Origin of the sequence: Streptococcus sanguinis, from assembly GCF_003943655.1 — a bacterium.
GTDB classification, from domain to species: Bacteria; Bacillota; Bacilli; order Lactobacillales; family Streptococcaceae; genus Streptococcus; species Streptococcus sanguinis_F.
Window position 1 is genome coordinate 38,519 of the sequence record NZ_RJMM01000016.1, and the last position, 13,872, is coordinate 52,390.

General features: G+C 40.0%; 14 protein-coding genes and 1 pseudogene. 9 read left to right on the top strand and 6 right to left on the bottom strand.

All coding sequences use genetic code 11. From position 1 onward, the window contains the following. Window positions 1-18: 18 nt before the first annotated feature. The 7 genes and pseudogenes from D8886_RS07715 to D8886_RS11825 all read left to right on the top strand — a co-directional run. The gene (locus D8886_RS07715) at window positions 19-327 is read left to right on the top strand and encodes an MGMT family protein (RefSeq protein ID WP_125434944.1); all 309 of its coding nucleotides are present in this window, start codon (window positions 19-21) and stop codon (window positions 325-327) included. A gap of 59 nt (window positions 328-386) precedes the next feature. Beyond that, entirely contained in the window at window positions 387-1,334 is a 948-nt protein-coding gene (gene mnmL, locus D8886_RS07720; protein ID WP_125434946.1) for a tRNA modification radical SAM protein MnmL/YtqA, read from the top strand. After that, window positions 1,328-1,879, top strand: coding sequence for a tRNA 5-(aminomethyl)-2-thiouridylate-methyltransferase MnmM (gene mnmM, locus D8886_RS07725; RefSeq protein WP_125434948.1), 552 nt, complete (start codon window positions 1,328-1,330; stop codon window positions 1,877-1,879). The genes mnmL and mnmM overlap by 7 nt, the downstream gene beginning before the upstream one ends. Window positions 1,880-2,118: 239 nt before the next feature. Next, complete coding sequence (locus D8886_RS07730; RefSeq protein ID WP_125402449.1) at window positions 2,119-2,715, top strand: TetR/AcrR family transcriptional regulator; 597 nt, start codon at window positions 2,119-2,121, stop codon at window positions 2,713-2,715. Then, entirely contained in the window at window positions 2,715-3,668 is a 954-nt protein-coding gene (locus D8886_RS07735; protein WP_002894629.1) for an ABC transporter ATP-binding protein, read from the top strand. The genes D8886_RS07730 and D8886_RS07735 overlap by 1 nt, the downstream gene beginning before the upstream one ends. Then, window positions 3,655-4,431, top strand: coding sequence for an ABC transporter permease (locus D8886_RS07740; protein WP_125434950.1), 777 nt, complete (start codon window positions 3,655-3,657; stop codon window positions 4,429-4,431). Before D8886_RS07735 ends, D8886_RS07740 begins: the two co-directional genes overlap by 14 nt. A gap of 100 nt (window positions 4,432-4,531) precedes the next feature. Further along, window positions 4,532-4,692: pseudogene (locus D8886_RS11825) on the top strand (IS200/IS605 family transposase); the annotation flags it as partial. A 109-nt stretch (window positions 4,693-4,801) separates the two neighbouring features. Here the strand turns inward: D8886_RS11825 and D8886_RS07750 are convergent. The 5 genes from D8886_RS07750 to D8886_RS07770 form a co-directional block, all read right to left on the bottom strand. Further along, a complete protein-coding gene (locus D8886_RS07750) occupies window positions 4,802-5,860 on the bottom strand; it encodes a DMT family transporter (protein WP_002894631.1) in 1,059 nt (352 codons plus the stop codon). Window positions 5,861-6,309: 449 nt separating this feature from the next. After that, window positions 6,310-7,074 carry a class I SAM-dependent methyltransferase gene (locus tag D8886_RS07755; RefSeq protein ID WP_125434951.1) on the bottom strand — a complete coding sequence of 255 codons (765 nt, stop codon included), beginning with the start codon at window positions 7,072-7,074 and terminating at the stop codon, window positions 6,310-6,312. Window positions 7,075-7,265: 191 nt separating this feature from the next. Further along, complete coding sequence (locus D8886_RS07760; protein ID WP_125331136.1) at window positions 7,266-7,640, bottom strand: hypothetical protein; 375 nt, start codon at window positions 7,638-7,640, stop codon at window positions 7,266-7,268. Between the two features lie 111 nt (window positions 7,641-7,751). Beyond that, complete coding sequence (locus tag D8886_RS07765; protein ID WP_125356681.1) at window positions 7,752-9,314, bottom strand: glycosyltransferase family protein; 1,563 nt, start codon at window positions 9,312-9,314, stop codon at window positions 7,752-7,754. Next, entirely contained in the window at window positions 9,311-10,105 is a 795-nt protein-coding gene (locus D8886_RS07770) for an ABC transporter ATP-binding protein (protein WP_125356682.1), read from the bottom strand. Before D8886_RS07770 ends, D8886_RS07765 begins: the two co-directional genes overlap by 4 nt. A gap of 74 nt (window positions 10,106-10,179) precedes the next feature. Here D8886_RS07770 and D8886_RS07775 point away from each other — a divergent pair, with 74 nt between their 5' ends. Continuing rightward, complete coding sequence (locus tag D8886_RS07775; RefSeq protein WP_125331139.1) at window positions 10,180-11,304, top strand: AI-2E family transporter; 1,125 nt, start codon at window positions 10,180-10,182, stop codon at window positions 11,302-11,304. Window positions 11,305-11,455: 151 nt separating this feature from the next. Then, window positions 11,456-12,796 (top strand): hemolysin family protein, encoded by a 1,341-nt coding sequence (locus tag D8886_RS07780; RefSeq protein WP_125434953.1) that lies wholly within the window; start codon window positions 11,456-11,458, stop codon window positions 12,794-12,796. 364 nt (window positions 12,797-13,160) lie between these two features. Here D8886_RS07780 and treR read toward each other — a convergent pair. Next, a partial coding sequence (gene treR, locus D8886_RS07785) for a trehalose operon repressor (RefSeq protein WP_125434955.1) occupies window positions 13,161-13,872 on the bottom strand: 712 nt, incomplete at its 5' end.

The following is a 13,872-nucleotide window of genomic DNA, read 5'->3' on the forward strand; positions in this document are numbered from 1 at the left end:
CAAGATTAGGAGGTCAGAATGTCCAATTTGAATCAAGAACTCATTGATGCTATTTTGGCATTAGTAGATACCATTCCCTCTGGGCGCGTGGCAACCTATGGCCAGATTGCCCGTTTGATTGGTCGGCCTAAAAACGCTCGCTTGGTGGGAAAGGTTCTCAGTCAATCGGAACTTTATGTCGGCAAGCATCCTTGCCATCGGGTGGTCAATGCTGCAGGGCGTCTCGCACCTGGCTGGGAAGACCAGAGGCACTTGCTCTGGGCTGAAGGAGTGGACTTGAAGGCTAATGGTTGTGTGGATTTGAAAGTCTATTTGTGGGAACGGTGATTTCCTTCTTTCCCTGTGAAAGAGGGAATTTTTGTTTCTCAGGTCTTTTTTGTGGTAGAATGAAAGGTATGAAATCTTACAATGCTTTGAATGATTATTATCGAAAACTTTTTGGAGAAAAGACTTTTAAGGTGCCCATCGATGCGGGCTTTGACTGTCCCAATCGGGATGGGACGGTAGCGCATGGAGGCTGCACTTTCTGTACCGTTTCGGGTTCAGGCGATGCCATTGTGGCGCCGGATGCGCCCATTCGGGAGCAATTCTATAAGGAAATTGACTTCATGCACCGTAAGTGGCCAGATGTTCGCAAGTATCTGGTCTATTTCCAGAACTTCACCAATACGCATGAGAAGCTAGAAGTTATCCGTGAGCGCTATGAGCAAGCTATAAATGAGCCTGGTGTTGTGGGACTTAACATCGGTACTCGGCCGGACTGTTTGCCTGATGAGACCATTGCCTACTTGGCTGACCTGTCTGAGCGCATGCATGTGACTGTAGAGCTGGGGCTTCAGACTACCTATGAGGAGACTTCAGATTTGATTAATCGTGCCCATTCTTATGATCTTTATGTAGAGACGGTCCAGCGAGTCCGTAGACTGGCTCCCAAGGCGGAGATTGTCTCTCACTTGATCAATGGCCTGCCGGGTGAGACCCATGACATGATGTTGGAGAATGTCCGCCGCTGTGTGACGGATAATGACATTCAGGGGATTAAGCTCCACTTGCTTCACTTGATGACTAATACCCGTATGCAGCGGGATTATCATGAGGGGCGGCTGCAGCTGCTCAGTCAGGAGGAGTATGTCTCCATCATCTGCGACCAGCTGGAGATTATCCCCGAGCATATCGTCATCCACCGTATCACGGGCGATGCTCCGCGAGACATGCTGATTGGCCCTATGTGGAGCCTTAATAAATGGGAAGTTCTCAATGCCATTGAAGCAGAAATGCGTCGTCGTGGCAGCAAACAAGGCTGTAAAGCAAAGGAGCAGAAATTCGTATGTTAAGACCTTTACAGATGGCCCATTCCTTTTTGGCAGAAGTGGTGACCAAGGAAGATACTGTTGTGGACGCTACCATGGGCAACGGACATGACACTCTCTTTCTGGCTAAGTTGGCCAAGCAAGTCTATGCTTTTGACATTCAGGAGCAGGCTGTGGAAAAGACCCGCCAGCGCTTGGCAGAAGCTGGCTTGGACAATGCCCAGCTAATCTTGGCTGGCCATGAGACCCTGGACCAATACACAGACCATTTCAAGGCAGCGATTTTTAATCTTGGCTACCTGCCTTCGGCGGACAAGTCAGTCATTACCCGACCGAATACGACGCTGGAAGCTTTGGAAAAGGTCTGCCGAGGCTTGCAAAAAGGCGGCCGTGCAGCTATCATGATTTACTACGGGCATGAAGGTGGCGAAGTTGAAAAAGATGCGGTGCTAGACTTCGTCAGTCAGCTGCCTCAGCAAGACTTCACCGTTGCCCTCTACAAGACCATCAATCAGATTAACAATCCGCCTTTCTTGGTCATGATTGAGAAATTGAGAGAAGGAACTTGAGATACAATAAGGATACAGAGAGAAAAGCCAGACAATAGGAGCTTTCAGTACTGTATCCTTATTTTTTAAATTGTGAAAATCGAATAATTAGCTCTAAATGAAGAGAATTAAGGTGTGTGTAAATTTAAAATCTTATATTTTCTTACATAGAAGATATAAGACTTTTGACATTTTTCATTTTATATGATAATCTATGACTGTAAAATCAAAAAACGTCACAGAATTTTTAGGAGGAAGTTATGGCTACTGCTTTTACTGCTGAAGAGAAAGAAGTAATTAGAAAAAAATTACATAAAGTTGCAAAGGAATGCCTTCAAAGATATGGGGTTAAGAAAACCACAGTTGACCAGATGGCAGTAATGGTAGATATTTCCAAAGGTTCTTTTTATAATTTTTATTCCTCAAAAGAAATGTTATTTTTTGCGGTCTTAGAAGAATATCAAATAGATGTTATGGATCGCCTGACAGAACAATTAGATATGGAAGCCAAGATAGATACAAATCGTCTGGTACAGTTACTTTATGATTTTTATCAAGATTTTCGCTATTCATTTATGTATACCATATTTAAAAATCATGAAATGGAATTACTCGTAAGAAAATTGCCAAAAGAGGCGATAACAAATCATCATCTGATAGATGATAGGATGGTTAAAAAAATTGTATCCCGAATCAATATTAGAGAAAATGTATCGGTAGAAATCGTCTCTGCTTTATTTAGAACGATTGCTATGACTATATTACACATCGAGGAAATCGGTGAAGAACAATTTGATACTACATTGAAGTTAGTCATACAAGGAATTGTTGTGCAAATTACTAAGGAGGATAGGTAATGGTGAAAGAAGCAATTAGAACCGCAAACCTTTCTAAAAGATATGGAACAAAAAATGTTGTCAACAACTTGAATATATCAATAAAAAGTGGTGAAATAGTAGGTTTTTTAGGACTGAATGGTGCAGGGAAAACAACGACGATGAGAATGATGCTAGGATTGATAAAATCTACATCAGGGGAATGTTATATCCAAGGAAAAAAGTTAGATCTGAGTAATTTAGAACTTCGAAATGAAATAGGTTATATTATCGAGACGCCTTATTCTTATCCAGACTTAACTGTGAGAGAAAATTTAAAAATCGTTAGTAAATTAAGAGGGGTTAATAAAGATAATATTGACTGGGTAATTGAAAAATTAAAACTAAAGCAATATGAACATAAACAGGAGAAGCATCTTTCTTTAGGAAATGTTGCGCGTTTAGGAATTGCAAAAGCGATTATTCATAAACCTAAAATCCTAATTCTTGATGAGCCAACAAATGGATTAGATCCTTTTGGAGTTATTGAAGTGAGAGAACTGTTAAAGGAATTGGCAAATAATCTAGGTACAACTGTTCTTATTTCAAGTCATAATCTGGAAGAAATATCTAAAATTGCTACTAGAATAGTCATTATACATGAGGGCAGACTTATAAGAGAAGTTGAAAGCAGTGAATTAGAACAGTACTTAGAAAAGAAGTTACTAGTAAGTGGCTCTAATAATAAGGCAATGAAAGAAGTATTATCTAACCAGGGCTATCAGGTGAACATTCAATCAGACACAGAAAATAATATCGATTTCTTAGAACTAATTGATAAAAAATCTGTGGAATATCCGGAAGAAATTGCTACATTGCTGGTTAATGCAGGTTATCCGCCCAAATCGCTGGCTGTTGAAAAAGAAGATTTAGAGCATTATTTCTTAAGAATACTGAATGACTATAATAGAGGTGTTTCGAATGAAAAAGCTTAGTTCCTGTATTTTAATTGAATGGAGAAAGTTAATAAAATCAAAACTTTCCATCGTAACTGCTTGTTCTATCTGTTTAGTTCCTTTTATTGTTGGGTTGTTTGCAACTATGATGAAATATCCAGAGAATTTCAAAAATCTTGGTTTGATTTCTGCAAAAATGGAAACGATGAGGATAACAGACTGGTCGTCGTACTTAATGACCATATCACAAGTCATTNCTGTTGGGGGATTGCTCATTTTTGGATTTACAGCATCTTGGGTTTTTGGTAGAGAATATTCTGATAAAACTATGATAGACCTATTAGCACTCCCGATAAGAAGAGATACAATCGTATTATCCAAGTTTATCGTTATCGCTCTATGGAGCTATATTCTATCAATTTTTGCACTTTTATTGGGATTATTAGCTGGCAATCTGATTGGACTTGATGGTGGGAACTTAACGGTGATTTTCAAAGGTATACTTACTTTTGGTTTTTGTACTACTCTTACGATCATACTCTCTACTCCAGTAGCTTTTTTTGCTTGTTTAGGCCGGGGCTATTTGTCTCCATTGGCATTTATCATTTTTACTATTATTTTTTCTCAGCTTGGTTCTGCTCTTAACTTTGGGAAGTATATTCCATGGGCGATTCCTGCACTCGCAAGTGGTATTGCAAGAAAAGCATTATTGAATTTTGGGAGCATTGTCAGTTTGTTTGCGGTAAGTATTCTAGGTCTTATTGCAACAATAGCTTGGTGGAGGTATGCTGATTACGATTAAAATGAAGTGATAAGAATGCTAATAACACAAGGCTACGTCTTATTCATTTCAATTCAAAATACCCCCTCCTGTTCAGATTGAAAAACAAGAGGGGGTATATTATGACAATCGAAAGTTTTGGGCGAGAGGAGACTATGTGAGTACCGTGGGCCTAAATGAAAAGATAGTTTCTAAATATATACGCGATTGGGAAAAAATGACCTTGTCTTTGATAAGTTAAGTGTCAAAGCGTTCTCAGATGGCAGTTTTAGAACAAGGTGAAATCCCGTTTTCACGGGTGGTTATGACTTCTCAAAATGAGCAAAAAAGCAGTAAACCTTTGTGATTTACTGCTTTAAAAATTCTTCTATTCAATTAGACAAACTGGTATTTATAATCCATTCGCATGAGCCAATTTATGTTCCTGGCTATTTATATAATCTTCGTGTTTGTGATTATGTCTCTCCTCATTACCGAAGTGCTTATGCTCATGTTCATGAGTGATTACATGAGTATGAGTCACGCCGTTATGTGTATGAACAATCGTATGCTTATGCTCATGAAGATGATGCTTTACCATAGTGTCATATACTACAAATACCGTTCCTAGCAACATCAGAGCCAGCCCTATAAAATATTCTAGAGCCAATTTTTCTCCATTTACTGCAAAGGCTAAAAATGATCCCACAAACGGTGCTACAGCATAAAAAGAACTTGTCTTAGCTGCACCTAAGTCTCTTTGCGCTCTTATATAAAGAAAAATACTTAATCCGTATGCTACAAATCCTAATAGCATAACTTCGGCAATGTATTTCATTTCTGGAATCTTTTCGCCAAGTACCAATGCAATAGTAAATGCACCTCCGCCAGAAAAAATGCCTTTTAGCAAAACAATCTCATATGTGCTTTTATCTGACATCTTTCTTGTACAGTTATTCTCAAGTCCCCAGCAACAGGTTGCCAGTATCACAAAAAAAGAACCTATAGAAAACTGGAAACTATCACTTCCCTCAAATGACAAAACAATACTAGATAGCGTAATAAATCCAATGGCAATCCACAGCTTTCTTGATACCTTCTCCTTGAAAAACAGTAACGCCATTAACGCAGTCGCCACAATTTCAAAATTACCAAGGAGTGACGCATTAGATGCTGTTCCCATTTTTATACCTATCATTAAAAATATAGGGGCGGCTATATCTAATCCAATCATTCCGATTGTATAGGGTAAATCCTGCTTTGTAAGTCTCTCTGATTTTTTCTCTTTTTTTATGTGAAATAAATACATTATTCCAACGCCAAGACCAGCACCAAGATAAAGAAAAGCGGCAATAAAAGTTGGTGTAACATTATTCAAAAGAACTTTTGAAAATGGCGTGTTAATTGCATAAAATCCAGCTGCTAACAGTGCTAATATAACTGCGCTCGTCTTTGTTTTCTGCTTCAACATTTGTCATCCCCTTTGCTCTGTACATTCTAATTCGCTTCCCTAAACATTTTTACTATTATATCATATATTTACTTAATGTTAGAGCCCTAGCTCTTGCTTCTTAACCTGTGTTGGTCTTCTATTTTCTTTTACTAGTGTCTCTAAACAATTTCTAACACTTTTAGCTCTTTCCATTTAATATAGAATTTCGGTTTTGAAGTTGACTACATCTCATCAATACTCTTGCCTTTTCAAAATGCTTGTTAGGGTTGCTTTATTCCAGTTATTGCGATTTTCTTGATTCAAAAATTACTGACTCTTTTATTTTGGAAAAATGAGCAAAAAACAGTAAAACTTTTTGATTTACTGTTTTAAACATTCTTTGATTCAATTAGACAAACTGGGATTTTTAGATTTTAAGCCTTAAGGAAAATAAAATGGGCTATTCTCCTTAAGTGTTTTCTATAATATTATAGTTTGATGCAGAGTGTAGCTATATAGTCATTTCCATAACGTGATAATCTATGTCTTTTATCACATGATTCATAAAAATCTATCATAGCGAGACCATTTTTAAGTTGTCCTCTAATCTGAGTTTCTAAGGTATGGCTAAATTCATATNCATATTCTGGATTTATGGTTATTTTGCCTTCCTCTTCAAGCTCTTTTGAATTAAAAGGTATTGAAAACTTTAAAAGTAATTCTTCATCGGGTTTGTCCCATACAATGTCAGCATCATACATGTATATCCAAGGATTCATAAATCCGACCATTAACAGTCCACCCTTTTTCAATACTCGAGAGGCTTCTTTATACATGTTGTCTAAATCTTCTATATACACATTTGAGACCGGATTAAAAATAATATCAAAAGTTTCATTTTCAAATGGAAATGGTTTTGTCATATCGCCTTGAACTGTATTGATTTTTAAGCCTTCTCTTTTAGCAACCAACTCATCTCTTTGTAATTGTGATTTAGAAAAATCCATTATGGTTACATCATAACCTTTTATAGCAAAAACTGGTCCCTGCTGACCACCACCACAAGCTAAACCTAATATCTTTTTTCCGTTTGCTTTTTCAAACCATTCTTTTGGAGCTTTTTTCCCAACAGTTAATGCAACAGAAATTGGATTATTTCTAACTTCTTCTAATTCTTCATGTGTCAATGGCTCAGTATAGTCATTTTTTACATTATTCCATCTATCTTCATTTAATTTTATATAATTGTTCATCTTATAATCTCCTCGTAATTTTATACTATTTCGATTTAAGTTGAATGTGTTGCCATTACATTTTTCTCACCTCTACAAATTCTAATTTGTTTTATTCGATATTTGTAATATTATATCATTAGTAATCATGTATAGAGATGTTATTGCCAAACTCTAATTTGACGCACTGTAGATGAACCTCATTTCACATATTACATCTGAAATGCTGTTATCCAAAAACATATTGCAGCTATAAGTGAAAGAGGAGTCATAACATATTTTTCTTTCTTACTTTTTGAAATCATGTTCATAATCGTATTCAAGGATAGATAAGCGGCAAAGAAGAAACAAATATATTTAGTAATCTTAAAAGAAAACCACAAGGGAAGCAAACCTCCAGCTTGCAAAATAATGATCATGGCAAAAATTTGGATAGCTACCGAAACGACTGCCGCAAGTCTAAATTTCTTAGGTAAGATTTTATGTTGACCACCCATTGTATATTCGCCCAAAGGCAGACCGCAAGCAACAAGAACTGTCATAATTGCTATAACTCCAAATAATACTGCACCTAATATTGAAAACATAAATCGCTATTCTCCCTTCGCAAAATACAAAAAATTTTAATTACAAATTCAACTTTGTTTCACTTAGTATTCCTATAAAATTATAACAAATTCTTATCAAGTGTTCAAGTTTTATAGGTTTTTCTCAAGCTGGTCTGTTGATTTCCCTTTTCCTTTGTTCTTCCACCAATCGCTCAGGTCGACTAAGGATTGAGCGGCGGAAGGGATGAGAAGGAGGACATAGATATAGACATACTGGCTCTTGGTTTCCCAGAAGAAGTGGAAGAGGCCGCCCCCCAAGAGAAAGATGAAGGGATAGAGGTCAAAAGGCGTCAGCTTTTCCTCGGCGACGAAAAATTTATGCAGGATAAAGAAACAGGCGAGCAGATAGATACTGGCTAGCAGGGTCAAGAGCAGGAAATTAACAATCTGATAACCCTTTCTTTCCTCATAAATGCTGCGCAAGACAGTTGGCTTCATGTATTGCTGGCGCTCAATCTGCGGTCCAGTCCAGATAGACTGAAAGGTCGGCTCAGTCCAGGTAGACTTGACCTTTTCGTAGAAGAATTTGAGCGCATAAACCGGATGCTTGCTGAAGTGAATCAGGATATCCTTCAAATCCCGAGTGGCCATTTCTGTAGCCAAATTTTCATCGTACTTATTGCGCTTGAGAATTTTGGTATTGTAGGCATCGTACCAGCCTCCCAAGGTCTGCCGATTAGGATCATCCCGCAGGCCCATGGTGATATAAGCGATTTTTGGTGTCCCGACACCTATCTTGCCACCAATCAGCTGCTCATAGTAGGCCGTCAGACCCTTGTTTGAAAGAACAATGCCGGCTAAAATCAGAATGATGACTAGTGGTTTTTTCCAAGACCATTTATAAAAAATGGACAGGAAGTAGACGCCGATCAGCATAATGGCAAAGATAATGTAGTTGTTGCGCAGGAGGCAGGCCAGACTGATGCTGGCAGCTCCCAGCAAAGCATAGAGTAAGTTTCCTTTCTGGTCCAGCTTGATAAAAGCATAGAGACTGAGCAGACAGAAGAAGAGCCCAGGAATGGTACCGTAGACAAAGAGAACGAAAAATAGCTGTGGTAGAAAGAGAAAAGTCAGCAGAATCGTGTATTTCTGGATGATTTCTCTGGCACTGAGGAGAGCTGTAATCTTGTAAATCAAGAAATGACTGAGTAAAGTCCAGACGACATTCATGCTAAAGGCAAATTGAGTCGTTGGAGAAATAAAAGCATAAAGTCGCTCCAGAGTCATCAGCCCCAGCTGATGGGGATTGCGATACATGTAGCTTCCGACAGTTGTCAGTGAGCTGTAATCTCCTCGGTTAAAGGCTAGGGCTGCATTGAAAACGTGCTTGGCGTCAGCTCGGATGCGGCCATCATAGGCCGTTATCAGAAAAATCGTTGCTGCTATAAAGATGAGAGAAAAAATCCAAAAAAGATGCTTGGTCTGAACCTTTTCCAATAGGGGCCGGATTAAAAAGAGGCTGAGGAGAAAGAGTAAGAGTATAGGGTAGAAATACCAAGGATTACTGACGAATTGGACCCCCTCAGCAATCCTCAAAGGGATGTAAGTATGGGATAGCAGAATCTGCCCAGACAGGAAAAGCAAGGCAATCGCAGTCATGGTTAGAATCAGAAAATAGCCCAGGTTGAAAATGGTATTAGAAAATTGCTTCATGAGGACCTGACCTCCACCTTGATGAAATAGCGGTCTTCTCCTAGCTCAATCAGCTCGACTGGTTGGGGATAGAAGCGGTCCATGACCTCTTTTTGAAAAATTTCTTTTTTAGGACCTTGGGCTATGATTTCACCTTCTTTTAGGAGCAGGACATGATCCATAGCAGCAGTGATTTCTTCTACATGGTGGGTGACATAGAGGATGGTTGGAGCTTGGTCCATCTGTGTAATCTTACCAATCTGATCCAGCAGGCGCTCGCGGGCAAAGAGATCCAGACCGCTGGTCGCTTCGTCTAAGATAAGCAGTTCTGGCTTTTCCATGAGACTGCGCGCAATCAGCAAGAGCTGTTTTTCCCCTTGAGACAGACTGGCGTAGCTTCGGCCAATCAATTCTTGCCCGCCAATGGAAGCCAACATTTCCCTGGCTTGGTTCAGCTCAGTTTGTCCATAAGGAGCATAGAGAATACTGCTTTTATACTTGCCTGTCAGGACGATTTCTTCGGCAGTGAGATGGCTGGGCAGACGCTCAGCAATGAAGGAGCCGACTACTCCAATCTTAGTTCGCAGCTGAGGAATGTCGCCAGCACCAAATTCAGTACCGAGAACTGTTACCTTACCCTGGGTCTTCCAATGTTCAACCATGAGCAGGCGCAGGAGAGTAGACTTTCCAGAACCGTTGAGGCCGAGGATGGCCCAATGCTCCCCCTTTTTCACCTGCCAGTTGAGATCTTTTAAGATGGTTCGGCCTTGTTTAGCTAAGCTTACATTTTCCAGTTTGATAATCTTTTCCATTTTTACTCTTTCTTTCGTTAAATCTCCTTTATTATAACAAAATTTATGGTAAAATAACTGATAGGAGGAGTCAAATGTTTCATAAAAGTAAGCTGATGTTTTGGACCAGTGAGGTCCTTTTGCTAACGATTATTTTCTTTATCTGGCGTCAGATGGGGGATATGATAACCCCGATTGTTAGCGTTGTGAATACCATCTTGATTCCCTTTCTTGTGGGAGGATTTCTTTACTATATTACGAATCCGCTGGTGAAATTTCTCCAGGACAAGCTCAAAATCAACCGAATGATTGGAATTCTGATGACGCTCAGCCTTCTGTTTGGCTTGATCGCTTTGGGCGTTATTTACCTCTTGCCGATTTTGATTAATCAGCTGAGCAGCTTGATTAATTCAACGCAAGGCCTTTATTGGGAAATTCAAAGTTTTGTCAATCAATTATCTAAAAATCCGCTCTTTCGAAATCTGAATATCCAATCCACCATCCAGCAGCTCAACCTGTCTTATGTGGACATTCTGCAAAATATCCTTAACAGTGTGACCAACAGTCTGGGCAGCGTCCTGTCAGCAGTTGTCAATACGCTGATGATTTTAATTATGACACCGATTTTCTTGGTTTATTTCCTCATGGACGGCCATAAGCTTTTGCCCATGCTGGAGCGGACAGTCCTCAAGCGCGATAAGCTCAATATCTCAAGCTTGCTGACCAATCTCAATGCTACTGTTGCCCGCTATATAAGTGGAATTTCAATTGATGCCCTGATTATAGGCGCTCTGGCTTATATTGGCTATAGCGTCATTGGACTCAAGTACGCTTTGGTCTTTGCTATTTTCTCTAGTCTGGCTAATCTGATTCCTTATGTAGGACCGAGTATCGGCTTGATTCCCATGGTCATTACGTATGCCTTTACCGATCCTCAGAAGATGGTGGCGGCCTTGATTTACATGCTGATTATCCAGCAGGTCGATGGCAATATCCTCTATCCCCGTATCGTTGGCGGTGTGATGAAAGTCCATCCCATTACTATCATGGTGCTCTTGCTTCTATCCAGCAATATCTATGGCGTTTTAGGGATGATTGTGGCAATCCCGACCTATTCTATCCTCAAAGAAATCGCTAAGTTTTTGGCTAATCTCTATGATAATCACAAGGAAGCCCAAGAGCAGAAGAAGAACGAAGAATTTGGGATTATTAATAAATAAGGATGAGTTTCGGAGTCGATTGATTCCAGAGTCTCGAGACTAGAAAATAAGATGGAAGAAGGGTCTTCCGTCTTATTTTCATTTCCTGTGCACTAAATTTAAAAATATGATATAATCAGATTTACTTATACATTTCGAGGAGAAAGAATCAATGGAAGACCCTGGCAGTCAGAATATGTTATGGCAAGCCTTACTACTGTTTATATTGACTTTGTTAAATGCCTTTTTCTCAGCTGCTGAGATGGCAATGGTATCGCTCAATCGGGCGCGTGTGGAGCAAAAGGCTGAAGAGGGCGATCTCAAGTATATCCGGCTCTTAGCAGTCTTAGAAAGCCCCAATAACTTCTTATCAACTATTCAGGTTGGGATTACGGTTATCAATATCCTGTCTGGGGCCAGCTTTGCGGATAATCTGGGAAAACTTTTCTCTTCTTGGATGGGAAATTCCGAGACTGCACGTGCTATCGGAACTTTCTTGGCCCTGATTTTGCTAACGTATATTTCCATTGTTTTGGGCGAGCTTTATCCTAAGCGTATTGCCATGAACCTGAAAGATAATCTAGCTGTGCGGGCTGCACCGGTCATTATCTTTCTTGGTAAGATTGTCAGCCCCTTCGTCTGGTTGCTGTCAGCATCAACCAACCTGCTGAGTCGGATAACGCCGATGAAGTTTGATGATGCAGACGAAAAGATGACCCGGGACGAGATTGAGTATATGCTGACTAAGAGCGAAGAGACCTTGGATGCGGACGAGATTGAGATGCTGCAGGGGATTTTCTCTCTGGATGAGCTGATGGCGCGTGAACTGATGGTGCCGCGGACGGATGCCTTTATGGTAGACATTCAGGACGACACCAAGGAAATCATCGAAAGCATCCTCAAGCAGAGCTTCTCGCGGATTCCTGTCTATGATGGGGATAAGGACAATGTCATTGGACTGATTCATACCAAGCGACTGCTTAATGAAGGATTCATCAATGGTTTTGACAATATCGTTCTGCGCAAGATCCTGCAGGAGCCGCTCTTTGTACCGGAAACCATGTTTGTCGATGATTTGCTCAAGGAGCTGCGCAATACGCAAAATCAAATGGCGATTCTCTTGGATGAGTATGGTGGTATGGCTGGTCTGGTCACACTGGAAGACCTCTTGGAGGAGATTGTTGGTGAGATCGACGATGAGACAGACAAGGCTGAAATCGAAGTCCATGAAATCGGTGAGAATACCTACATCGTCTTAGGAACCATGACCCTCAATGACTTTAATGAATACTTTGAAGTTGAGATTGAAAGCGACGATGTGGATACGATTGCTGGTTATTACTTGACTTGTGTGGGGACTATTCCAGATCCGAAAGAGCGCATTAGCTACGAAGTCGAAAGTCAGAATAAGCAACTCATTTTGACCAATGACAAGGTTAAAAATGGCCGTGTTACAAAGGTGAAAGTTGAAATTTCTGATATTATTGAAGAAGCAGAAAAGGCTGAGAAATAAACTCAGCCTTTTAAGTTTCTTTCAAGTTTTTTATAAGTCTGTCTTAAGTTTCTGGGATTATACTAATACCATCAAAATAGAAATGAGGACAGTCCAATGACATCTAAAGTTACCCTATATGATAAGCAAGTATTGACATTCTCACAGGCGCAAAAGTAGGAAAGGAAGTAATACGAATCAGTAACGTTTAAAAAGCAGCAGAAGCCCTTAACTAATTTTTTCATATAAATCTCCTAAAACAAGTAAAAAAAATTTTGAGGCTCTTTGTTGATCCAAAACAAAGCAGACTTAGACTACTCATAAAAAGAAACCACCTCTGCCAGCTGGAAGGCAGGGGTGGTTTTGTAGTATGGAAAGAAGAAGGCTACTCTTTCTGACGCTTAGCAAAATCCACAAAGCGAAATTTGTCGAGCTTGTGCCGGCTCTCTGTATATTGAAACTGGCGGCCGTCTGCCAGATAGACCTGAGACTTGACAGAGACGACCTGCTGGTCCTTTCCTAGGTCCATGAGGATCTTATCTTGGTCATTGGCGTGGTCAATGGTAAATTCCTTTTTGGCATAGGCGATGTTGAGCTTTAAGTCATTTTCCAAATAGGCATAAATGGACTGCTCAGCGATTTCCCTTGTCAAGTGGGGGACGATACCCTTGTCTAAATAGTCAATATCTAAGACTGAGGCGATTTGGTCTACAACACGCTGACGGACGATTCGCCAAACCAGTCGGTAGGGAGGGAAGCCAGTGATGTCGGACAGTTTCTGATCTACGGTAATCTTTTCCAAGCTGACAACATTGGTTTTGGACTGCATATTATTCTGCTTGACTACTTCTTGATAGCTGGTCAGCTTAGACACAGGAAAGTCAAACTGTTCATGCTTGATGACTTTGGAACCTTGTCCGCGGACTTTTTCAATCAATCCTTCTTCTTGCAGCAGCGCCAGAGCCTTGCGGACTGTATCGCGGCTAACCTGGTAGTCTTCTGTCAGCTGATGTTCGCTGGGCAAGAAGTCTCCGACTGCATAACATTCCTCTAAAATATCTTTCTCAATCTGTTTGAATAATTGTTTGTATTTCTTC

What these genes read in the sequence shown, in the direction of transcription:
- D8886_RS07780 (WP_125434953.1), top strand. Translation starts at nt 11,456, where the DNA reads ATGGAAGACCCTGGCAGTCAGAATATGTTATGGCAAGCCTTACTACTG.
- D8886_RS07760 (WP_125331136.1), bottom strand. Translation starts at nt 7,640, where the DNA reads ATGTTTTCAATATTAGGTGCAGTATTATTTGGAGTTATAGCAATTATG.
- D8886_RS07775 (WP_125331139.1), top strand. Translation starts at nt 10,180, where the DNA reads ATGTTTCATAAAAGTAAGCTGATGTTTTGGACCAGTGAGGTCCTTTTG.
- mnmL (WP_125434946.1), top strand. Translation starts at nt 387, where the DNA reads ATGAAAGGTATGAAATCTTACAATGCTTTGAATGATTATTATCGAAAA.
- D8886_RS07730 (WP_125402449.1), top strand. Translation starts at nt 2,119, where the DNA reads ATGGCTACTGCTTTTACTGCTGAAGAGAAAGAAGTAATTAGAAAAAAA.
- mnmM (WP_125434948.1), top strand. Translation starts at nt 1,328, where the DNA reads ATGTTAAGACCTTTACAGATGGCCCATTCCTTTTTGGCAGAAGTGGTG.
- D8886_RS07750 (WP_002894631.1), bottom strand. Translation starts at nt 5,860, where the DNA reads ATGTTGAAGCAGAAAACAAAGACGAGCGCAGTTATATTAGCACTGTTA.
- D8886_RS07735 (WP_002894629.1), top strand. Translation starts at nt 2,715, where the DNA reads ATGGTGAAAGAAGCAATTAGAACCGCAAACCTTTCTAAAAGATATGGA.
- D8886_RS07715 (WP_125434944.1), top strand. Translation starts at nt 19, where the DNA reads ATGTCCAATTTGAATCAAGAACTCATTGATGCTATTTTGGCATTAGTA.
- D8886_RS07770 (WP_125356682.1), bottom strand. Translation starts at nt 10,105, where the DNA reads ATGGAAAAGATTATCAAACTGGAAAATGTAAGCTTAGCTAAACAAGGC.
- D8886_RS07765 (WP_125356681.1), bottom strand. Translation starts at nt 9,314, where the DNA reads ATGAAGCAATTTTCTAATACCATTTTCAACCTGGGCTATTTTCTGATT.